The sequence below is a fragment of the Arthrobacter sp. AG367 genome (assembly GCF_007828995.1).
Taxonomy (GTDB): Bacteria; Actinomycetota; Actinomycetes; order Actinomycetales; family Micrococcaceae; genus Arthrobacter.
The window spans coordinates 90,968-112,690 of record NZ_VIVE01000005.1; the positions used below are offsets into that span (position 1 = coordinate 90,968).

At 65.9% G+C, this 21,723-nt stretch carries 22 protein-coding genes; 5 read left to right on the top strand and 17 right to left on the bottom strand.

Translation table 11 applies throughout. The features are described 5' to 3' along the window. Positions 1-23 precede the first annotated feature (23 nt). From FB478_RS14315 to FB478_RS14330, 4 genes are all read left to right on the top strand, one after another. Positions 24-920: a transketolase gene (locus tag FB478_RS14315; protein WP_144600955.1), complete on the top strand. Its 897-nt coding sequence runs from the start codon at positions 24-26 to the stop codon at positions 918-920. Then, the gene (locus FB478_RS14320; protein WP_018770892.1) at positions 917-1,936 is read left to right on the top strand and encodes a transketolase family protein; all 1,020 of its coding nucleotides are present in this window, start codon (positions 917-919) and stop codon (positions 1,934-1,936) included. The genes FB478_RS14315 and FB478_RS14320 overlap by 4 nt, the downstream gene beginning before the upstream one ends. A gap of 122 nt (positions 1,937-2,058) precedes the next feature. Beyond that, positions 2,059-2,718 carry a GntR family transcriptional regulator gene (locus FB478_RS14325; protein WP_018770893.1) on the top strand — a complete coding sequence of 220 codons (660 nt, stop codon included), beginning with the start codon at positions 2,059-2,061 and terminating at the stop codon, positions 2,716-2,718. A gap of 99 nt (positions 2,719-2,817) precedes the next feature. Further along, positions 2,818-3,267: a DapH/DapD/GlmU-related protein gene (locus FB478_RS14330; protein ID WP_144600956.1), complete on the top strand. Its 450-nt coding sequence runs from the start codon at positions 2,818-2,820 to the stop codon at positions 3,265-3,267. Between the two features lie 46 nt (positions 3,268-3,313). On the opposite strand, the gene FB478_RS14335 is transcribed toward FB478_RS14330, so the two are convergent. Genes FB478_RS14335 through FB478_RS14355 form a run of 5 tightly spaced genes read right to left on the bottom strand, consistent with a single transcriptional unit; the run spans position 3,314 to position 9,048 of the window. Next, on the bottom strand, positions 3,314-4,366 hold the full coding sequence (locus FB478_RS14335; protein WP_144600957.1) for a LacI family DNA-binding transcriptional regulator: 1,053 nt from the start codon (positions 4,364-4,366) through the stop codon (positions 3,314-3,316). Continuing rightward, a complete protein-coding gene (locus FB478_RS14340; protein ID WP_144600958.1) occupies positions 4,366-5,850 on the bottom strand; it encodes a glycoside hydrolase family 1 protein in 1,485 nt (494 codons plus the stop codon). Before FB478_RS14340 ends, FB478_RS14335 begins: the two co-directional genes overlap by 1 nt. Beyond that, on the bottom strand, positions 5,847-6,764 hold the full coding sequence (locus tag FB478_RS14345; RefSeq protein WP_018770897.1) for a carbohydrate ABC transporter permease: 918 nt from the start codon (positions 6,762-6,764) through the stop codon (positions 5,847-5,849). Before FB478_RS14345 ends, FB478_RS14340 begins: the two co-directional genes overlap by 4 nt. Beyond that, positions 6,761-7,753 carry a carbohydrate ABC transporter permease gene (locus tag FB478_RS14350; RefSeq protein ID WP_018770898.1) on the bottom strand — a complete coding sequence of 331 codons (993 nt, stop codon included), beginning with the start codon at positions 7,751-7,753 and terminating at the stop codon, positions 6,761-6,763. The genes FB478_RS14345 and FB478_RS14350 overlap by 4 nt, the downstream gene beginning before the upstream one ends. A 2-nt stretch (positions 7,754-7,755) precedes the next feature. Then, complete coding sequence (locus tag FB478_RS14355) at positions 7,756-9,048, bottom strand: ABC transporter substrate-binding protein (protein WP_144600959.1); 1,293 nt, start codon at positions 9,046-9,048, stop codon at positions 7,756-7,758. A 346-nt stretch (positions 9,049-9,394) separates the two neighbouring features. Here FB478_RS14355 and FB478_RS14360 point away from each other — a divergent pair, with 346 nt between their 5' ends. After that, a complete protein-coding gene (locus tag FB478_RS14360; protein ID WP_144600960.1) occupies positions 9,395-11,296 on the top strand; it encodes an adenylyl cyclase in 1,902 nt (633 codons plus the stop codon). Positions 11,297-11,356: 60 nt separating this feature from the next. Here FB478_RS14360 and FB478_RS14365 read toward each other — a convergent pair whose 3' ends face one another. The 12 genes from FB478_RS14365 to FB478_RS14420 all read right to left on the bottom strand — a co-directional run bounded on the left by FB478_RS14365 (position 11,357) and on the right by FB478_RS14420 (position 21,497). After that, complete coding sequence (locus FB478_RS14365) at positions 11,357-12,394, bottom strand: HoxN/HupN/NixA family nickel/cobalt transporter (RefSeq protein WP_056388323.1); 1,038 nt, start codon at positions 12,392-12,394, stop codon at positions 11,357-11,359. Continuing rightward, a complete protein-coding gene (locus FB478_RS14370; RefSeq protein ID WP_395858353.1) occupies positions 12,394-13,227 on the bottom strand; it encodes an urease accessory protein UreD in 834 nt (277 codons plus the stop codon). Before FB478_RS14370 ends, FB478_RS14365 begins: the two co-directional genes overlap by 1 nt. A gap of 146 nt (positions 13,228-13,373) precedes the next feature. Beyond that, complete coding sequence (ureG, locus tag FB478_RS14375; RefSeq protein ID WP_144600962.1) at positions 13,374-13,991, bottom strand: urease accessory protein UreG; 618 nt, start codon at positions 13,989-13,991, stop codon at positions 13,374-13,376. A 42-nt stretch (positions 13,992-14,033) separates the two neighbouring features. Further along, positions 14,034-14,714, bottom strand: a complete 681-nt coding sequence (locus tag FB478_RS14380) for an urease accessory protein UreF (protein ID WP_144600963.1) — start codon at positions 14,712-14,714, stop codon at positions 14,034-14,036. Further along, positions 14,695-15,174, bottom strand: coding sequence for an urease accessory protein UreE (gene ureE / locus FB478_RS14385; RefSeq protein ID WP_018770905.1), 480 nt, complete (start codon positions 15,172-15,174; stop codon positions 14,695-14,697). Before ureE ends, FB478_RS14380 begins: the two co-directional genes overlap by 20 nt. A 19-nt stretch (positions 15,175-15,193) precedes the next feature. Beyond that, positions 15,194-16,924, bottom strand: coding sequence for an urease subunit alpha (ureC, locus tag FB478_RS14390; protein ID WP_144600964.1), 1,731 nt, complete (start codon positions 16,922-16,924; stop codon positions 15,194-15,196). After that, complete coding sequence (locus FB478_RS14395; RefSeq protein ID WP_018770907.1) at positions 16,921-17,259, bottom strand: urease subunit beta; 339 nt, start codon at positions 17,257-17,259, stop codon at positions 16,921-16,923. The genes ureC and FB478_RS14395 overlap by 4 nt, the downstream gene beginning before the upstream one ends. 11 nt (positions 17,260-17,270) lie before the next feature. After that, positions 17,271-17,573, bottom strand: a complete 303-nt coding sequence (locus FB478_RS14400) for an urease subunit gamma (RefSeq protein ID WP_026266013.1) — start codon at positions 17,571-17,573, stop codon at positions 17,271-17,273. Positions 17,574-17,688: 115 nt separating this feature from the next. Further along, positions 17,689-18,240, bottom strand: coding sequence for a cysteine hydrolase family protein (locus tag FB478_RS14405; RefSeq protein WP_018770909.1), 552 nt, complete (start codon positions 18,238-18,240; stop codon positions 17,689-17,691). A 78-nt stretch (positions 18,241-18,318) separates the two neighbouring features. Beyond that, on the bottom strand, positions 18,319-19,323 hold the full coding sequence (locus tag FB478_RS14410; RefSeq protein WP_018770910.1) for a LacI family DNA-binding transcriptional regulator: 1,005 nt from the start codon (positions 19,321-19,323) through the stop codon (positions 18,319-18,321). Then, on the bottom strand, positions 19,323-19,910 hold the full coding sequence (locus FB478_RS14415; protein ID WP_018770911.1) for an HhH-GPD-type base excision DNA repair protein: 588 nt from the start codon (positions 19,908-19,910) through the stop codon (positions 19,323-19,325). Before FB478_RS14415 ends, FB478_RS14410 begins: the two co-directional genes overlap by 1 nt. A gap of 60 nt (positions 19,911-19,970) precedes the next feature. Continuing rightward, positions 19,971-21,497, bottom strand: coding sequence for an alpha-N-arabinofuranosidase (locus tag FB478_RS14420; protein ID WP_144600965.1), 1,527 nt, complete (start codon positions 21,495-21,497; stop codon positions 19,971-19,973). Positions 21,498-21,723 lie beyond the last annotated feature (226 nt).

Below are 21,723 nucleotides of genomic sequence, written 5' to 3' on the forward strand. Positions count from 1 at the left end.
ACCAAACGATCACGGAGCCAGTAATGCCTACAGATACAGTCCAGGACAACGCACTGCAGACCGCAGTGACCCCGGAACGTGTGGACAGGATCAGCGCCGCCGCCTACCGGATCCGGCACCACGCCCTGAACATGGGCGAGGTGCAGGGCCAGGGGTACGTGGGCCAGGCACTGGGCGCCGCGGACATGCTCGCCGCCGCCTACGGGGACCAGCTGAAATTCCGCGCGGATGACCCGCACTGGGAGGGCCGGGACCGGTTCCTGCTCTCCACCGGGCACTACGCCATCGGCCACTACGCCGCCCTGGCGGAGGCCGGCATCGTCCCGGTCGAGGAGCTGGAAACCTACGGCTCGGACGACTCGCGGCTGCCCATGTCCGGGATGTCCACCTACACCCCCGGCATGGAAATTTCCGGCGGCTCCCTGGGGCACGGCCTGACCATCGCCGTCGGCATGGCTTTGGGCCTGCGCTACCAGGGCTCAAGCGCCCGGGTGTTCAACTTCCTCTCCGATGGCGAGCTGGACGAGGGCTCCACCTGGGAAGCGGCCATGGGCGCGCACCACCATCAGCTGGGCAACCTCACCGCCATGGTGGACATCAACGCCCTGCAGGCCGACGGCAAGACCGACACCGTGCTCCGGACTGAGCCGGTCACCGAAAAGTGGGAATCGTTCGGCTGGTACACGCAGCGGGTGGACGGGAACGACGTCGGCGCGCTGCTGGCAGCGTTCGACAACGCAGCCGCCCAGGCCGCCGCCGTCGGACGTCCCTCCGTGATCCTGTGCGACACCAAGGTGGGCCGCGGCGTCCCCCTGCTCGAGGACCGCGAAAAGGCGCACTTCATGCGCATCGAAGAAAACGAATGGCAGACCTGCCGCGAGCAGCTCACCGCCGGATATGAAGGAAAGGCTTCAGCATGAGCACCACCACCGAGGCTCCCGATACCGCAGCCGCGGCCAAGCCGAAGCTGAAGACCTCGGCGATGATCGCATCCTTCGCGGACCCAGGACAGAAGACGTCCTCCGCGCCGTTCGGTCACGCCCTGGTCAAGGCCGCGCAGGAGAACGACAGGATCGTGGGCCTGACCGCGGACCTGGGCAAGTACACGGACATGCACATCTTCGCCAAGGCCTTCCCGGAGCGGTTCTTCCAGATGGGCATGGCCGAGCAGCTGCTCTTCGGCGCCGCCGCCGGCCTGGCCGAAACCGGCCTCGTCCCGTTCGCGTCCACCTACTCGGTGTTCGCCGCCCGCCGCGCCTACGACTTCCTCTGCCTGGACGCGGCCGAACCGAACCTGAACGTCAACATCGTGGGCGGCCTGCCCGGCCTGACCACCGGTTACGGCCCAAGCCACCAGGCCACGGAGGACATGGCGATCTTCCGCGGCATGCCCAACCTGACCATCGTGGACCCCTGCGACTCGATCGACATCGAACAGGCAGTGCCGCAGCTCGCCGCCTCCGAAGGACCCACCTACCTGCGCCTGCTGCGCGGCAACGTGCCCACCGTCCTGGACGAGTACGACTACACGTTCGAACTCGGCAAGGCCAAGGTGCTGCGCGGCGGCAACGACGTCGTCTTCATCTCCTCCGGCCTGATGACCATGCGTGCGTTGCAGGCAGCCAAGGCGCTGGCGGCACACAACGTGGACGTCGCCGTCGTGCACACCCCCACCATCAAGCCGTTCGACGCCGAAACCGTCCTCAAGGAGATCAACACCGACCGGCTCGCCGTCACCCTGGAAAACCACTCCGTGGTGGGCGGACTGTTCGAAACCGTCGCCTCCGCCGTCGTCACCGCGGGCCTGGGCAAGCGGGTGGTGCCCGTGGCGCTCCCCGACCAGTTCCTGGACGCCGGCGCCCTGCCCACCCTGCACGAGCGCTACGGGCTGGCCACAGACCGCATCGTCGCCAAGGTCCTGGCCGAACTCGGCTAAAGGCCAGGCACCAGATGGAAAATGCACGGCACCGGTCCTAAGCCGGTGCCGTGCATTCTGCCGTACTATCGAAACTACTACCGACTGTAAACAGTCGACTTATGACATTGAGGACAGAAGCCATGGCCGGACTGACCGCCCCCTTGCTGGGACTGGAAAAGAAGAGCCTGCGCGAGCAGGCGCTCTCGGCGCTGAGGACCGCCATCACCAGCGGAGAACTGGAACCCGGCCGCCACCTGGTGGAAACCGAGCTGTCCGAGATGCTGCAGATCAGCCGCGGCACCCTTCGCGAAGCCCTCCGCCAACTGGAGCAGGAGGGCCTGCTGTCCGCCGGCCCCCGCGGCAGGCTGTCCGTCCGGCACCTGGACGAAAAGGAAATCCGGGACATTTACTCCGTCCGCGCCGCCCTGGAGTCCCTGGCTGCCCGGACCCTGTGCGAACTGCCGGACCGGCAGCAGGTCACCGAATCACTGCACAAGGCCATTGACGCCATGGAGGCCGCGGCCAGCGGCAGCCTTGAGGCGCGGATCGAATCCGATCTCGAATTCCACCGCACGCTGTGCCGGCTCACCGGCAACGAAACACTGCTCCACTCCTGGGAATCCCTGGAGGGCTCCATCCGGATGTCCATCATGTTCGCCGGCCTGGAAAAAGGCGTCAGCAACATGAGCGTGGACCGGCACAAGGACATCGTCGCCGCCATCGACACCGGGGATGCCACCCTGGCCCGCAAGACCATCCTGGAACACATGGACACCGCGGCAGCCAACCTGGTGGCGTAGCTTTCGGCCGTCTTTCACATTCCCGTTCGGGAATCCCACGGCACTCCCAGCCGTTAACCTACTGCGCGGTAAATAACCGCGGCGTTAACGAGGGATGGTATGACCGCAAAGTTTGTGTCAGTTGAGGACGACGCCGGCAAGGTCACCCGGTATGCCCGCCACGACAACGGCGGCGGCCTCATTGCACCTGGAGCCATCGTGGCCGACAGCGCCAGGATCGGCTCCATGAGCTATGTGGAACACGGGGCCAGGGTGGGTGCAGGCTGCCGGATTGGACACGGCAGCTGGATCGACCGGGACGCGACGATCGGTGACCGGACGGTGATCGGCGATGGCGTGCGCATTGGCCGGGGCACGGTGATCGGCAACCGGGTCCACATTGGCAGCCACTCAAGGATTGGTTCCAGCGTCCTGATCGAACACGGCGCCCACCTGGACAGCGACAGCACGGTGCCTGACGGCAGCGAGGTCCTCGCCGGGGCCCACTCACGCCTGGCACCGGCCCGGCACCGGCAGCACCGGAAAGTCAAAGGCGGGATAGCCGCCTAACCCGGGGCTGTAGGCTCGCGGGTTACTGGGTGACTGGGTTAATGGGTCACGGGCCGGTGCTCCCGCGCACCACCAGTTCCGCCGGATAGATGACCGGTTCCGATGCCTCTCCGGGATTTCCGATGGCGCTGACCAGAAGCTTTCCTGCCGCAGCAGCCATCTCCACCATGGGATGGGCCACCGTTGTCAGTCCCAGGCCGTTCGCCGCCTGGATGGAATGGTTATCGAAGCCGACAACCGCCACGTCGCCGGGCACACCGCGGCCCGCACTTCGAAGAGTGTCCACGACGCCAAGCGCCATGAGGTCGGACGCAGCGAATATCCCGTCCACCTCAGGCGCCGTGGACAGCAGGTGCTCCGTAGCCTCCGCACCTCCCGCCGTCGTGAAGTCCCCGTGGATGACGGGCCCGGGCTGGAGGCCGGCTTCCCGCAATCCCTGCAGCCAACCTTCCAGGCGGTCGACGGCGGCTGTCATGTCCGTAGGGCCGGCAACAGTTCCGAGCCTGGTGCGGCCGATGCCGGCCAGGTGCCGGGCTGCCAACCGGCCGCCCTCGAAGTTGTCCAGGTCCACGTAGGGAATCCCGGATGCCAAGTCCCACGGCCTGCCGATGAAGACGGTTGGCAGCCCGGTGGCTCCCAGGGTCTCCACCCAGTCGTCCGCCCGGTGATGGGACACCACGATCGCGCCGTCAACGTGACCGCCGCGCAGGTAGCGGATGGTCCGTGCAGAATCGTCCCCTGCCCGGGACATCAGCAGGACCAGCTGCAGGTCCGTATCGCGCAGTGCCTCGTTGACTCCCGTGATCACCGCAGCAAAATAAGGGTCCATCATGACCCTGGCATCAGGTTCAGGGATCACCAGGGCCACCGAACCCGCACGCCGGGTAACCAGGCTCCGCGCAGCACGGTTGGGCGTGTAGCCCAAAGCGACGATCGCGGCGTCGACGGCCGCTTTGGCTTCGGGACTCACCTTCAATCCGCCGTTGATGGCACGGGAGGCAGTAGAGCGGGACACGCCGGCGGCCGACGCCAGGTCCTCCAGCGTTGGACTTGGCCGCCCCGCCCCTGCCGGGGCCGGGCGGCTGGAGTTTGCGTTCATTACACCGACAATACGACACCTTGACCTGATGCCGGCACGAGGTTGCTGGCCGCCGTCATGGCGTTGCCGGATGCCACCGCCGCGTACCACAAACCGCTCGCTTTCGGGACACGATTCTGGGTTGGATAGTCCACCCGGACCAGGCCGAAGCGCTGATGGTATCCAAAGGACCATTCAAAGTTGTCCAGCAGGGACCATGCGAGATAGCCGCGGACATCCACGCCGTCTTCGATGGCCCCGTGGACGGCCTGGAGATGGGCTGCGAAGAACCCCAGCCGGTCCTGGTCGTCCACGAACCCCGCTTCATTGGGAACATCATTGTAGGCGGCCCCGTTTTCGGTGATGTAGATGGGGATCCCGGCGGGGCCGGTGTAGTCTCCATGCAGCCGGTTGAGCAGGCGCCGCAGCCCCTCCGGCTGGACCTCCCAGCCCATGCCCGTTCTTGGCAGGCCCCTTGGAACCGACCGCGCCCCGTCGGCCACCACGAAAGGGGAGGACACCGGGCGCGCTGCCTGCCCGGGAACCGACGTCGTCTCCTGACCCGCCTGTTCCCCGGGGTCCGCCGGGTCCTTCGTGAGGGATTCACCGTGGTAGTAGTTGACGCCCAGCAGGTCCAGCGGCGTGGAAATAAGATCCAGATCACCGTCATGCACCAGGTCAGCCATTCCCAGGTGTGCGACGTCTGCCAGGAGATCGTCCGGATACTCGCCGCGGAACAACGGGTCAAGGAAAATCCTGTTGAACTGCCCGTCGATCCGCCTGGCAGCGTCCCGGTCGCCGGCGCTGCCGGGGTCCCTGGGATCGGCGACCGTCAGGTTCAGGGTAATGCCCAGGGACGTTGAAGCGTCTCGGCGCCGGAGTTCCCGGACCGCCAGGCCGTGACCCAGCAAAAGGTGGTGTGCCGCAGCAAGGGCTGAACGGGGCTCCTGACGCCCCGGGGCATGGATGCCGGCAGCGTAGCCAAGGAAAGCCGAACACCACGGCTCGTTAAGGGTCGTCCAGATGCGGACCCGGTCCCCCAGCACGCTGTGCATCAGGGCCGCGTACTCGGCGAAACGGTATGCGGTGTCCCGGTTGGCCCAGCCGCCTTTCTCTTCAAGTGCCTGTGGCAGGTCCCAGTGGTAGAGGGTCAGCCATGGCGTGATCCCGGCGGCCAGCAGTTCATCCACCAGGCGGGAGTAGAAGGCGATCCCTTCCGGGTTGGGTGTGACGCCGTCGGGCACGCAGCGCGCCCAGGACGTGGAGAACCGGTACGCCTTCATGTGCAGCTTGCCCATGAGCGCCACGTCCTGCTTGTAGAGCCGGTAGTGGTCGCAGGCCACGTCACCGTTGTGGCCGTCCGCGACGGCACCGGGCAGCCGGGCGAACACATCCCAGATGGAGTCCTCTCGGCCGCCGGTGTGTGCTGCGCCTTCGATCTGATAGGCAGCTGTTGCCGCGCCCCAGAGGAAACCCTCCGGAAATTCAAGTCGGGTGGGACTCATCCTTTGACTGCTCCTTGCATAATTCCAGATACGAGTTGCCGGCCTGCAGCGATAAAGAGGAGCAGTAGCGGGATGGTGGCCAGGACTGCGCCGGCCAGGACCACGGAGTAGTCCACGAAGTGGGCCGCCTGGAGCAGCTGCAGGGCCACCGGAAGGGTGGGGTTCGAAGGGTCAAGGACAATGAACGGCCAGAAGAAGTTCGTCCAGGTGGCCACGAAAGTGAACAACGCGAGCATGGCGGCAGCAGGCCTTGCCGCCGGGAATCCGACGTGCCAGAAGGCCTGGATCATGGAAGCACCGTCCATTCTCACAGCTTCAATCAGTTCATCCGGGAGGGCGTCGCGCAGGTACTGGGTCATCCAGAAGACGCCGAATGCGGTAACAACGCCGGGGATGATGACGGCCCAGAGGGATCCGGTCCATCCCAGTTTGGACATCAGGATAAACAGCGGGACTACGCCGAGCTGGGTGGGAACGGCCATGGTTGCGATGACAAACACCAGCAGCGCCTTGCTGCCGCGGAAGCGGAGCTTGGCGAAGGCGAATCCGGCAAGGGTGGAGAACACGACGACGGATGCCGCCGTCACGCAGGAGACCATAAGGCTGTTGCCCATTGCCTTCCAGAACGGAATGCTGGCAAAGACTTTGGCGGCGTTGGCCAGGAAGTTCCCGCCAGGCAGCAGCGGGATGCCGCGGCTCAGTGCGGTGTTGTCGTGGCTGCCCACCAGGAAGGACCAATAGAGCGGAAAGAGGGACGCCAGGAGGACAGCGCCCAGGAAGCCGTAAGTGAGGAAGCCGGGCCGGCGGTCACTTCCGTGGCCCGACCTTTGTTTCCGGGTACCTGGCCCGCGCCGCGCTGCTGCCTTGGCCGCCCCTTTCCCGGCGGACTGTTCGATCATGGGAATGGAGCTCACTTGCGGCCTCCGTTGCTTGCGATGCGTTTGGTGATGAGGAAGTTGAGCAGGGCGATCAGCACGATGATCAGGAAGAGCAGCCAGGCCACGGCAGATGCCCTGCCGAAGTTGCGCTGGCCCCAGCCGAGTTCCCAGATGTACATGGTCAGCGTCTGCCACTGCCTGTCCGCTCCGCCCAGGCCGGACTGGTCGAAAACCCGCGGTTCGTCGAAAATCTGAAGGCCACCGATGGTGGATGTGATCACCACGAAGATCACCGTTGGCCGCAGCATGGGAACGGTCACGGAAAAGAACTGCCGCAGCCTGCCCGCGCCGTCGATTGTTGCCGCCTCGAACACATCCCGGGGAATGGCCTGCATTGCTGCGAGGAAGATCAGCGCGTTGTAGCCGGTCCAGCGGAAGTTCACCATGGTGGCAATAGCCAGGTGGCTCGCAACGGACTCTGAATGCCACCGGACCGGGTCCAGCCCTGCCGCCGTCAACATCCCGTTAACCAGCCCAAACTGGTCCGCAAAGAGATTGTTGAAGATCAGGCCTACTGCCACCGGCGCCACGACGAAGGGGACCAGGACCCCCATCCGCCAGAACGTCCTCGCCCTCAGGTTCGCGTCCAGCACCGCCGCTATCACCAGGGCGATAACAACCTGGGGAACGGAGGACAGGATGAAGATGCTGAAGGTGTTGCCCACGGCGTTCCAGAAGTAGGGCTGGGCCACGATGAAGGCGTAGTTATCCAGGCCCGTGAACTTCCCCTGGCCGCCGATGAGGTTCCAGTTGTGCAGGGAAACCCATGCCGTGTACACCAGCGGGAATAGACCGGTGACGGCGAACAGGATAAAGAACGGCGAGATGTAGAGGTAGGGGGACAGCTTTACGTCCCACCTGGAGACCTGCTGCGAGAAGGCCAGGCGCCGGACACTCTTCGCGCCCGCCGGACGCGGGGACTGTCCCCCGGCGCTTTGGGGCTTGACCCGGTCGGTGACAGTCATGCCTAGAGGGCTTTCACCGCGGCGGCGAACTTCTCCCAGGAGGAGGCGGCGTCGTCGGATTTGTCCACATCCACCCGGGTGAGGGCCTGCTGCATGGCGTCGTTGATGGCAAAGAACTTGGTTCCCTTGAAAGGCGTCACGTCAACGGCCTTGGCGCGTTCGGCGAAGATCCGGCCGGTGGGTGCACCGTTGAAGAACCCGTTCGTCTGGTCCAACAGTTCACTGCTTTCCAGGGCCTTCTTCTGGCTGGGGAAGGTGCCCTTGGCAGTGAATGCCTTGATCTGCTGTTCGGGTGCGGTCAGCCAGCCTGCCAGCTTCTTCGCCTCGGCCTGGTGCGCGCCCTGGGTGGGGACCGTCAGGTAGGACCCGCCCCAGTTTCCGCCGCCGCCGGGGAAGACGTTGGCCACGTCCCAGCCGGCGACCCCCGCCGCGTTGCCCTCGATGACACCGAGCATCCAGCCCGGGCAAAGGGTGGTGGCGAAGGCGCCGGTCTGGAAACCGGAAGCCCAGTCATCGCTCCACTGCTTGAGATGAGCTGACAGCCCGTCCTCGGTGGAGGCTTTGAGGACCTGGTTGTAGGCGTCCCTGACCTTCTGGTTCTCCGTGGCGATGACGGTGCCGTCTTCCTCCTCGTAGACCTTGTCAAGCTGGTTGCTCATGCCCTGGTAGATAGCTCCGGCGGAGTCGAACCAGGCGGACTCCGGCCTGGCGGCCTTGAATGCCTTCCCGGCTTGGAAGTAGCTGTCCCACGTGGTGCCCAGCAGTTTGGCAACTTCCTCACGCTGGGTGGGCAGGCCGGCCTTTTTGAACTGCTCAGCGTTGTAGCAGACGGCCTCAGGGCCGGAGTCGGTCCCGTAGCCAAGAAGCTTGCCGTCGGCGGTTGTGGCGGCCTCGGCCTTCCAGTCCAGCCAGCGACCTTCAACAGCGGGGTCGCTCAGGTCCGCGAAGCGGTCCGGATACTGCAGGAGTTCCGGGAGCCAATCCACCTCTACGGCCTCGATATCGGACAAGCCTGAGCCGGCGGCCAGGCGCGTCGTGAGGTTGTCCCGTGCTTCATTCGTGGTTGCCGCCTTCTTGTGCACAATGGTCACGTTCGGATTCAGGGCTTTGTATTCCTCAAAGAGCGCCTCGTAGCCGAATTCGTTGAACGTGCCGACCGTGAGCGTTACGGGCTCGGATCCCGTTGCACCGTTGACTCCTGCCTTCTCGGGCGATGAGGAACCGCACGCGGTCAACGACAGGGCAAGGCACGCGGCGGCAGCCGAAAGCACGGAGAACTTGCTGGGGTTTTTCACAGGGGAAGACTCCTTCGTCAGAAATGCCCCATTGGTCCGATGGACGGTGGGGCTGGGGAGCGGTGGGGACGGGTCGGAGGCCGATCCGTGGTGGGAGCGCTCTCACCAAATGGTGTCCCATCTCACAGATGGTTGTCAAGGCGAGGTAGGAGCGCTCCCATATACCCTTGTCGACACCCCGTTGCGGTGTTAGGCTTCCCCGACGAGAGCGCTCCCACGGCCGCGTCTTTTCGCCGCCCACATCCGTCTCGACGAATCCCACCGACGAACAGGACCAGCAATGCCGCTAGCCCACCTACCCCAACCGCCGCGCGCCGAAAGGCCCAACGGCCCGCAACCGCGGCGCATGAAAAGCCCCCTCAGACACGTCACCGGCACGGCGGTCCTCCTGGCCGGCCTGATAGGCAGCGGAGGAGGAATGGCCGTCGCGTCGCCCGCCGCACCACAGGCATGGGCCCCGACCCAGGCAGCCGCGCCCCAGGCCCCCCTGCCGGCCGCGATCCCGGCTCCTCCACAGGCGACGCAACACCCCTTCGGACCCAATGTGTACGTCTTCGACCCCAGCATGCCGGTGGCCCGGATCCAGGCAACGGTGGACTCCATCGCGGCGCAGCAGGTGGACGACGAAATGGGGACCAAACGCTATTCCCTGTTGTTCAAACCCGGCACCTATGGAACCCCGGAGCAGCCGCTGATTGTCCAGGTGGGCTACTCCACGGAGGTTGCGGGGCTGGGTGCTGCACCCACCGACGTCACCATCAACGGGCACGTGGACGTCTACAACCGCTGCCTGTCCGCGGACAACTGCATCGCGCTGAACAACTTCTGGCGTTCGCTGTCCAACCTCACCATCAACGTCACCGGACTTGAAGGCTGCCGCAGCTCGGCGAACTTCTGGGCGGCTTCGCAGGCCTCACCCATGCGGCGGATCAACATCACCGGCGGCAACCTTTCCCTCATGGACTACTGCACGGCAGGGCCGCAGTACGCCAGTGGCGGCTTCATCGCGGATTCAAAGACGGGCGCCGTCATCAACGGCTCACAGCAGCAGTACCTGGTCCGCAACAGCAGCATCGGCAGCTGGTCCAACGGAGTGTGGAACCAGGTGTTCTCGGGCGTAAACGGGGCGCCTCCGCAGTCCTTCCCGAACCCGCCGTACACCACCCTGGCCGCCACGCCGATCAGCCGCGAGAAGCCGTACTTGACGTTGGATCAGGCCGGCCAGTACAACGTGTTCCTGCCCGCCGTCCGCCAGGACTCTGCCGGGACCACGTGGGAAAACGGTCCCACAGAGGGCCGCAGCATCCCCTTGGCCGACTTCTATGTCGCGAAGCCCGGCGATTCAGTGCAGGCCATCAACTCCCAGCTGGCCAGGGGAAAGCACCTCCTCCTGACCCCGGGGGTGTACGACGTTGACCAAAGCATCGAGGTCAAGCGGGCAGGAACCGTCGTTCTCGGGCTGGGCATGGCGACACTCACCGCCGTCAACGGAGCGGTCCCCTTGACGGTGGCGGATGTCCCTGGTGTCGACGTCGCCGCCGTCACCATAGATGCCGGAGAGGTGGAGTCACCTGCCCTGATGCGCGTCGGTAAGGCCCGCCAAGGCGCAGGGAGCGGGCCGGCCAACTCCGCCGCCCACAGTGATCCGGCCAACCCCACCACGCTCCATGACGTGTTCTTCCGCATCGGCGGCCCGCATGTTGGCAAGGCTTCGGTCAGCCTGGAAGTCAACAGCGACAACGTCCTCCTGGACCACATCTGGGCCTGGCGCGCCGACCATGGGAACGGCGTCGGCTGGACCACCAACACCGGCGCGAACGGCGTGATCGTCAACGGCAACAACGTCACCGCCACGGGCCTGTTCGTGGAGCACTACCAGCAGTACAACGTCATCTGGAACGGCGAAGGCGGCAAGACCGTCTTCTTCCAGAATGAGCTCCCCTACGACGCGCCCAACCAGGCAGCGTGGCAGCACGACGGCGTCCTGGGCTGGGCAGGATACAAGGTGGCAGATTCCGTCAAAACCCACGAGCTGTGGGGCGGCGGCAGCTACGTGTACAACAACGTGGATCCAAGCATCCACGCCACCCGTGGCTTTGAGGTTCCGGTAACGCCGGGTGTGAGGCTGCACAGCCTTTTGACGGTGAACCTCGGTGCGGGAACGCTGGACCACGTGGTCAATGACACCGGCGCACCGGTGTCAACCGACGCCGTCGGAGTTCCCAGCTACGTAGCCGACTTCGGCTAAAGAACCCCCTCAGGACCACCGCAGGGCGCGGTGCGGCAGTCAAGGCCGCACCGCGCCCTGCTACGTGTTTCGAAGTGCCTTCCCTCGCAGCCCGGCCCCGCCCCACACGGCCAGGAGCAGCGCCACCAGCAGCAGGCCGGCGTCGCCCAGGTCGACGGACGCCAGCCACGCGGTCAGCGGATCCTCAAGGGCAAAGGCCGCGTGGAAGAACCCGGCCAAGGTAATCACCGAGATGAACAGCGCCGAGACCGCGGAAATGCCCGTGACCAGCGCGTTGAAGCCGAGCTTCCGCCGGGGATCATCCAACGCGGAGCGGTACATCCGCATCATGGCCATGCCGTTCAGCGAGTCGCACAGGGTCATCGCGGCAGCGAAGGCAAGCGGCAGCGCAAGCAAGGCGAAGGGCGGCACCCCGGCCAGCGAGGCCGCCGTCGCCATCATCAGCAGCCCGATGGTGGTGGCAGTATCAAAGCCCAGGCCGAACAGGAAGCCGATCACATAGATGCTCCTCGGCCGGCGCACCCGGGACAGCGGACGGGCGAGCAGCCGCGCCACCAGCCCCTGCGGCGCCAGGTCCCGGTGGCCAATGGTGGCGCCATCACGGGCGCGCCGGTAGGCAGAAAGTGAGCGGGTGAACGCGGAGCCGTTGAACAGTCCGATGGCCAGCAGGAACAGGCCGGACACACCACTGCCAATCAGGCCCAGGACCAGGTTTCCGGCCGTACCGTCCTGCATCAGTCCGCCCACCACGGACGCGCCGGCGATCACCAGCACGCCTGCCAGGCTCACCACTGAGCTGTGGCCCAGGCTGAAGGCGAAGCCCACGCTCACCGGATCCTGCCGCTGCGCCACGAACCTGCGTGTGGAGTTGTCGATGGCGGCAAGGTGGTCCCAGTCGTAGCTGTGCTTCACGCCTGCGAGGTAAGCGGTGAGCACCAGCCCCGAGGACAGCGGCCGGCTTCCTGCGCCGAAGGTCCCGGCTAGCAAAAGGACGACGGCGGCGGCATGGAGCGCGGCTACCGCACCGAAAGTGAACAGCACCCGGGTCCGGAGCGGCAGCAGGTCCCGGTCACGGTAGAGGATGCCGATGCTGGTCATCAGTGCTTCCTCAGGTTTAGCGGGGCCTGGCCGTACCAGAGTCCGCGGAGCAGGTCCGTGCAGGAACGGAGCAGCAGGTTCAGTTCGTCGGTGCTGTGGGAGAGGCTCCGCAGCACCAGTCCGGTTGTGCCTGCCACGGTGCGGGTCAGGGAGATGCCGGTCAGCGATTCCCGGCCGGCGGTGAGGCCGTGGAGTTGGTCGGCGAGCGCCTGGTCCACCCGTGCGTCCACCACCACCAGCGACGCCAGGTGGCTGTATCCCTCCATGAAGCCGAGTCCGGTGACGTCGTGGAGTGGCGGCCGGATCAGCAGGTTGTCCAGTGCCAGCAGCTGCGGGTCACCATCAGCGGCCTCAATATGGATGTCGTTGCGCAGCCGGACTTCCTGGTACCGGAAGGCGGCTCCGTCGGGCGACCAGCCGGGGGTTACTACCTCGGCCATGACCAGGCTCGACGACGGCCGCAGGGTCACGGAGGTCCGCTGCCGGTAACTGGCCTGGCGGTAGGCGATGAGCTGGTCGGGCATGAGTTCCAGCCGCGCCCCCTCCCCCAGCCGCACAGTCATCCGCTGCTCTGCAAAGGACCCGGGAGTCCGGTAAACCTTCGTGGCGGACTGGGTGGTCAGGAGAAGGTCGGCCCCAGCCTGGACCTCAACATCAACAAGGAAGAGGTCAGCGCCAAGATACGCCGCGCCAGGATTCACGACGACATAACAAACCTGCCCGGAGTCATCGAGATAGTGAGGGCGGAGTACCCGAAGGGCCCCCTCATGGAACTGATGTGAGGCAAGGGACCGGCGGCCCCGCAAAGTGACGCCCAGCTCAAGCCGCCCCATAGGTGACTGTCCGTGGCTGGATCCGGCGGCTTCGCCGGATTTGGGGCCGTGCCCGCTTCGCGGTGCCCGCCACGCCGCGGCCCCAAAATCCGGCCTCGCCGCCTCAGCGTGTACGTCACCTTTGGGCAAGTCCACGACTGCCATGTCTAGTGCGCCAGGTCGAGCATCAGGACGTCGTGCCGGATCCAGTCGATGACCTTGTCCAGGCCCTCGTCAGTTTTCAGGTTGGTGAAGCAGAACGGTTTCGCGCCGCGGAACTCGAGGGAATCCCGCTCCATGACGGCCAGGTCAGCCCCGACGTGCGGCGCGAGGTCGGTTTTGTTGATGATGAAGAGGTCGGACTTGATCATGCCCTGGCCGGCTTTGCGCGGGATTTTTTCGCCCTGGGCCACGTCGATGATGTAGATGGAGAAGTCCACGAGTTCGGGGCTGAAGGTAGCGGAGAGGTTGTCGCCGCCGGATTCGACGAAGATGACCTGAAGGTCGGGGTGGCGGGCTTTGAGTTCCTCGATGGCGGCGGTGTTCATGGAGGTGTCTTCGCGGATGGCGGTGTGGGGGCAGCCGCCGGTTTCGACGCCGATGATCCGGTCCACGGGGAGGATGCCGTTGGCGGCGAGGATCTTGGCGTCCTCGATGGTGTAGATGTCGTTGGTGATGGCGGCCATGGAGATCCCGCCGCTCATGTGCCGGGTGAGCCGCTCCACGAGCTGGGTCTTGCCGGCTCCCACGGGGCCGCCGATGCCGATCTTGATGGGTTCAGACATATGTCCTCCTTTGACTCAAAAGCACAGTATTTACAAGCACGGTCAGCTCATGAACATCCGGGCACGTTGGCGTTCGTGCCGCATTTGCGAGATTTCCAGCCCCGGACTGACGGCGCCGAAGTCGTCCAGCGTCAGGCGGGCGATGCTGTCGATGGCGGCAGCAACGTCGTCGTGCGCTTTCCGCAGCACCCGCTGCCCGGCGTTCTGCCCCAGGGGGATGGCGCGGACGGCATTCTGCGTCAGGGAGGTGGCGGCGGCAAAGAGGTAGGCGGCGAGCGCCTCCTGGAGCGGCACGCCCAGGGAGCGGGCGACGACGGCGAACGCCAGCGGCTGGTGCCCGGCGGCCCGGCCCGTGGTCACCAGGTCCCGGTACAGTTCCAGCGCAGGCGACGGAAGCACCTCCGCCCCGATCTCCAGCAACCGAAGCCCCATTTTGATGCCCGCCTCCCGCACCTGCCGGGGCAACAGGGACGCAGAGAGCAAAGTATCCAGCTCCCCCACATCAACACCCCCGTAGAGAAAGCGGATGGCGAGCCCGTCAGAGTATGTCAGCTGCTGCCCGATGAACGCGCCGAGCCAGATACCGAAGGACTCTTCATCAGATACGAGCTCCCGCTCGATGTATGTCTCGAACCCAAGGGAGTGCGCAAACGCCCCGGTAGGCAAAGCGGAATCGACAAGCTGCTGAAGCGCCAGCTGATAGTTAGTGGCTGTGCTCAGCATGGCGGAAAGGTACAGGCATGACGCGTTCCTGGCGGGTGTAGGGGACGGCATTGTGGCGGAGGTAGTCCTCGACGGTGTGGTCGTAGGCGCACACCATGACGTCCGCCCCGTATTCGGAAGCGGCGTCGAAGAACTGGGCCTGGAGGTGGCGGTTGCCGAGGGAGTGCGCGGTGACGCCCATTTCGGAGATGGTGCGGGGTGCGATGACCAGGACGTCGGTGGGCAGCACGGACACCACGATCATGTTGGCCTCTTCCACGTGGAGGATGTCGCCGTCGCGGAGGTCCCCGGAGCCGGAGGGGAGGCGGATGCCGATTTCCTTTCCGTGGTCGGTGGTGGCGCGCTGGATGCGTTTGACCAGCTGGGAGCTGGGAAGCACCACCTTTTCCCGGTGCAGCCCGGCGTAGGTTTCGGGGTCCGGAAGGTCGTGCAGGTTGCCGAGGACTTTGTCGATGATCACGTGGGGGCTCCGGTGGGGTCTAGAACAGGAAATAACGCTGGGCCATGGGCAGGACGTCCGCGGGTTCGCAGGTGACGTCCTCGCCGTCGACGGTTACCTGGTACGTTTCCGGGTCCACCTGGATGTCGGGGGTGGCGTCGTTGTACTTGAGGTCGGCCTTGGTGAGGGTCCGGATGCCGGAGACGGCCCGGATGACCTTTTCCAGCCCCAGTTCCTGGGGTACCCCGGCGTCGATCGCGGCCTGGGACAGGAAGGTGATGGAGGACTGCTGCATGGCTTTGCCGAACGTGGCGAACATAGGCCGCATGGTGCGGGGCTGGGGAGTGGGGATGGAGGCGTTCGCGTCCCCCATCAGTGCGTAGGCGATCTGCCCGCCTTTGAGCACCAGCTCGGGTTTGACGCCGAAGAACGCGGGATCCCAGAGGACCAGGTCCGCAAACTTGCCAACCTCCAGCGACCCCACGGAGTCGGCGATGCCCTGGGCGATGGCGGGGTTGATGGTGTATTTCGCCACGTAGCGCTTGAGCCGGAAGTTGTCGCTGCCCGCGCTGCCATGGATTCCGGCGGCGGGATCTTCCAACACCCCGCGCTGCTTCTTCATCTTGTCCGCCACCTGCCACGTGCGGGTGATCACCTCGCCCACCCGGCCCATTGCCTGGGAGTCGGAGGAGGTGATGGAGAAGATGCCCAGGTCCTGCAGGACGTCCTCGGCGGCGATTGTTTCAGCCCGGATCCGGGAATCGGCAAAGGCCACGTCCTCGGGGATGTCCGGGTTGAGGTGGTGGCACACCATGAGCATGTCCAGGTGCTCTTCGATGGTGTTCCGCGTATAGGGCAGCGTGGGGTTGGTGGAGGCCGGCAGGACATTGGGCATGCCGGCAATCTTGATGATGTCCGGGGCGTGGCCGCCGCCGGCACCCTCCGTGTGGAAGGTGTGGATAACGCGGCCGTCGATGGCGCGGATGGTGTCCTCCACGAATCCGCACTCATTCAACGTGTCGGTGTGGATGGCCACCTGGACGTCGTACTCGTCCGCCACCTTCAGGGAGGTATCGATGGAGGAGGTGGTGGACCCCCAGTCCTCGTGGACTTTCAGCCCGATGGCACCGGCGCGGATCTGCTCGGCCAAAGGTTCGACGGCGGACGCGTGGCCTTTCCCGAACAGCCCGATGTTGATGGGCAGCCCCTCAGCCGCCTGCAGCATCCGCTGGATGTGCCACTTTCCGGGTGTGACGGTGGTGGCCTTGGTGCCTTCGGCAGGGCCGGTGCCGCCGCCGATCATGGTGGTCACCCCGCTGGCCAGGGCCGTGGGCACCTGGTCCGGGGAGATGAAGTGGATGTGGGTGTCGATTCCGCCGGCAGTGAGGATCTTCCGTTCGCCGGCGATGATTTCGGTGCTGGCCCCGATGACGATGTCCACGCCGTCGGTGATCTGCGGGTTCCCGGCTTTGCCGATGCGGAAGATATGCCCGTCCTTGAGTGCCACGTCCGCTTTGTAGATGCCGGTGTAGTCCAGGACCACCGCGTTGGTGATGACGGTGTCGGGAATGTCCTCGTCGCGGGTGGCCTGGCCGTTCTGGCCCATGCCGTCGCGGATTACCTTGCCGCCACCGAACACTACTTCCTCACCGTAGACGGTGAGGTCCTGTTCGATCTCGAGGAACAGGTCGGTGTCCGCCAGGCGGATCCTGTCACCGGCGGTGGGCCCGTACAGGTCCGCATACTGCCGGCGCGGGATCTCGAAGCTCACTGGACGTCCCCTTCCTGGCGGGTGCCGCCGTCGAGCTTTCCGTTGACCGCGTTGCTGAGCCCGAACACCTCGCGGCGCCCGGCCAGTTCGATCAGCCGCACGCTCCGGGAGTCCCCCGGCTCAAACCGTGCAGCCGTTCCCGCGGGAATGTCCAGCCGCCGGCCGTAGGCGGCGTCCCGGTCGAAGGACAAGGCAGCGTTGGCCTCGGCGAAGTGGAAGTGGGAACCCACCTGGACGGGCCGGTCGCCGGTGTTGGTCACGGCCACCTCGATCGCGTCCCTGCCCGCGTTCGCGGTCACGGGCTCCGGCCGGAGAACGTACTCGCCTGGGATCATTGCGGCTCTCCTTAGCGGATGGGGTTGTGGACGGTGACGAGCTTGGTGCCGTCGGGGAAGGTGGCCTCGATCTGCACGTCGTGGATCATTTCCGGCACGCCCTCCATGACGTCCTCGCGGCTGAGGAGGGTGGTGCCGTAGCTCATGAGATCGGCAACGGTCCTGCCGTCCCTGGCGCCCTCGATCAGTTCATAGCTGATGATGGCCACGGCCTCCGGGTAATTAAGTTTCAGGCCGCGGGACTGCCGGCGCCGGGCCAGGTCCGCGGCCACCACGATCATGAGCTTTTCCTGCTCACGCGGCATCAGATGCATGGATTTCCCTTCGACGGCCAACGGCGTGGGCTCCAGCGTAGACCCGGCACGTTTCCGCCAGGTTTCAGCAGCATCAGGCCGGTCTATCCGGAGCCTGCTTGCTGACCGGTGGGGCCTACTTGCTGAGCCCGGAAAGGATCTCCCCGCTGGACTGGACGGGCTGGCGGTAGGTAGCGGAAAGGATGCGAAGCATGTCGGCGGCGTCCTGGTCGGCTTCGGAGGCCATGGCGTCCCTGGCATACGTCACGCGGATGTTGTGCGCGAATGCATCGGCGGCGGTCTGGGCAATGCAGTTGTGGGTTGAGACGCCCGCGAGCACCACCTGGTCGGCTCCCCAGTTCCGCAGCCGGGCCAGCAGGTTGGTGCCCACGAAGGCGCTGTCGCGGGTCTTGTTCAGCTGGGGCAGGTCTTCGGTGATGAGCCCCGGCACGGACTGGGCCTGTTCACTGCCGCGGAAGATGAACCCCTGGTCGTCGTCGAGCATGCTGAGGGTCCAGGTGGATTTGTCCCGCTCGTGTTCGGTGCCCACCAGCAGCGCCTTGTGGCCGGCGGCCTTGAACCCTTCCAGCAGCCGGTTGCACTCGCTGACCACCCGTTCCCGCTGGGCTGCCAGTTCGGGGGTTTCAAAGAAAGCGTTCTGCATGTCGATGACCAGGAGGGCAATCATGGCGGCACCTTTCCGTCTCTTGAACCGGTGGCATAGGCGTACCCGCTTGCGGAGCAGGCGAAACCTGCCCGCCCGGAACTACGGCGCGGACTCGCGGATCTTTAGCTCGAACCCGGCCTCCACGTGCACGCCCGCCCCGGATGTCTCGCGCCCGGCGATCCGGTCCAGCAGCAGGCCGATGGACCGTTCCGCGATCTCGTCCATGCCCGGCGAGACGGTGGTCAGGGACGGGGACGCGAACCGGGCTTCGTCGATGTCGTCAAAGCCTGCCACGGCCACGTCCTGGGGCACCTTAACCCCGCGGATCAGGAGTTCGTGCAATGCGCCGAGTGCCAGCACGTCGTTCAGCCCGAAGACGGCGTCGAACTCCACGCCGGATGCCAGGAGGCCGGCCACGGCGGCGGCGCCGGTGTCGCGGCGCCACTCCGCAGGCACCACCAGGGCAGGGTCGAACGCGATGCCGGCTGCCTCCAGCGCCTTCCGGTATCCGTTCAGGCGCAGGCCCCCGCTGCCGGAGGTCTCCCCGGCGTTCGCCCCGATCACGGCAATGCGGCGGCGGCCGCCGGCCAGCAGGTGCGCCGTGAGCGCCGCCGCGGCTTCCCCGTTCTTCATCGTGACCAGGTCGAAGCGGGGATCCATGATGTGCTCGCCGAGCATCACCAGCGGCTTGCTGCCGGCACGCGCGGAAATGGCCTCCGCGTCAACCATCAGCGGCGTGAACAGCAGGCCGTCGGTGAGCTGCCGGAACGTCCCCTGCAGGGCGCCCAGTTCAGCGGCCGCTTCCGCGTCGGACTGCTCCACCAGCACCCGGTAACCCCGGCGGGAAGCGGCCTTCATCAGCCTGGACGCCAGCTCGGCGTAGTACGGGGCGGAGAGGTCGGACAGGACCAGCCCCAGCATGGAAGTCTTGCCGGACCGGAGGCTGCGCGCCGTGAGGTTGGCTTCGTAGCCCAGCTCCGCAATGGCATCCTGCACCCGCTGCTTGGTGGCCGGACGGATGAATTCGTAGTCGTTCAGGACGTTGGAAACGGTCTTGAGGGAAACGCCCGCCGCCCGTGCGACGTCGTTCATGGTGACTGCCATTAACGTTCTTTTCCTGCTTTCGCCGCTGCTTTGGCGGCCTGCTTGCTGGCGCGCACTTTTGCCAGGGATTCCGGGTCCACGATGTCTGCCACTGACAGGTAGCTGCCGTCCTCACCATAGTGTCCCGCGGCTTCACGCCATCCCGGCGCATTCAGGCCGCGCTGCTTGCCCAGGAGGGCCAGGAAGATTTTCGCCTTCTGCTCGCCGAATCCGGGCAGGGCCTTGAGGCGGCGCAGCACCTCGGCCCCGTCCGGTGACCCTTTGGTCCAGATGGCCGCGGCGTCCCCGTCCCACTCGCTCTGGACGGCCTCGGCCAACGCCTGCACCCGGGCGGCCATGGAACCGGGGAAGCGGTGTACGGCGGGCCGTTCCTTGAACATCTCCACAAACGCCTGGGGGTCCTGCGCGGCGATGGCCTCCGGCTTAAGCGACCCGATCCGGCTGCGGATCTTCTCGGGCCCGGCAAAGGCCGATTCCATCGTGACCTGCTGGTCCAGCAGCATGCCGGTCAGCAGGGCGAAGTCGTCCTCGCTCAACAACTTGTCCGCGGCGGGATCGCCCGTGATGTGCAGTTCCATGCCGTCCATCCTCCCACCTGCGGCCCGCCGTCGTCATAAGGGCGCCCCTGCCCTCCCGCCCCCGGGGGGTCAGCTGTCCACGGACAGCCGGATCATGGACCAGGACACGGCGGGGAGTTCGGCGGTGAGCCTCCCGCCGTCCACCTTCACGGTGCCGTTTTCCGATGGCAGGACGGAGGTGGAATCGTCGGCGCTGGCCTGCCAGTACGGGTCCTTGTTGGCGTAGGTCACCGCCTCCAGCAACCGGACATCGCCCAGCCCGGCCACGGCTGCGTCAAGCGTCAGTGCCTGGCCGGCGGACCGGTTGACGGCGAACACCACGGCTTCGCCCTTGTCCGCGTCATACGTGGCGACGGCGGACAGGGCGGCGACGTCAGTTGTCGTGCCGCCGCTGACCAGTGGGGATTCGACGGCGAGTTGCAGGACGGTGCCGGAGGCGTGCCGTGAGGTCAGGGCAAAGGGGTGGAAGGTGGTCTGCTTCCAGGCGCGGCCGCCCGGCTCGGTCATGATGGGGGCGATGACGTTCACCAGCTGCGCCAGGCTGGCGGAGTGGACGCGGTCCGTGTTGCGGAGCAGCGTGACCAGCAGGTCCCCCACGACGACGGCGTCCGCCACCGTGTAGGTGTCCTCCAGCAGGACGGGGGCCACGGGCCAGTCCTTGCCGGTGGGCACCTTGGACTCGTCGCGGCTCATGTGCCAGACGTTCCACTCGTCGAAGGAGATGTTCACCTGCTTGGAGGATTTCTTGACCGACTTCACATGGTCGATGTGGCTGACGAGGTCGCGGATGAAGGCCTCCATCTTGTGTCCCGCGGCGAGGTGTTCCTGCAGGTCGCCGAAGTCCTCGAAGTACTGGTGCGCCGAGATCAGGTCCACCAGCTCGTAGGTCTCCGTCAAAACCACGCGTTCCCACTCACCGAAAGTCGGCATGGTGGGCCCTGAACTGCCGCAGGCCACCAACTCCACGTCCGGCTGCATCATGCGCATGGCACGGGCAGTGTCGGCGGCCAGGCGGCCGTATTCCAGCGCGTTCTTGTGGCCGATCTGCCAGGGGCCATCCATTTCGTTGCCCAGGCACCACATCCTGATGCCATAGCCGTCCCGGGCACCGTTCGCCTGGCGCTGGCCGGCCAGCGCCGTGCCGGCGTCGATGTTGCAATACTCCAGGAGGTCCAGCGCCTCCTGGAGCCCGCGGGTGCCCAGGTTCACCGCCATCATGGGTTCAACGCCGGCCTTGGCGGACCACGTGGCGAACTCGTCCACGCCCACCGTGTTGGGATCGGTGGAGTGCCAGGCCAGGTCCAGGCGCACTGGCCGCTGGTCAACCGGGCCCACCCCGTCCTCCCAGCGGTAGCCGGACACAAAGTTGCCGCCGGGGTAGCGGACGGTGGATACCCCCAGTTCGCGGGTGAGCGCGAGGACGTCCCTCCGGAACCCGTCGTCGTCGGCATCCGGGTGGTCCGGTTCAAAGATGCCGGTGTAGACGCACCGGCCAAGGTGCTCAACAAAGGCACCGAACGTACGACGGCGGACCGGCCCCACGGTGAACGACGGGTCGACGGTGATTTTTGCTGCGGCGGGTTCTGGCTGGGTCACGAAGGCATCCTCGGCTTGGTTTCTACAACGTTATAGAAACTATTGTTGGGGGGCCCGCCTCGGGAGTCAAGTGCTCCGTTGACCGGGCGGCAGCGCGGCCTCACCCCTGGGTCGCCAAGCGACCCGCTTCCCACCTGCGGCAACACGCCTGAGGGGTTTCCGCAGGGCGCGCCCAAGTACTCCCTAATCGGAAAAACAGGTACTGGTTACGCATCCACTGGGGGCT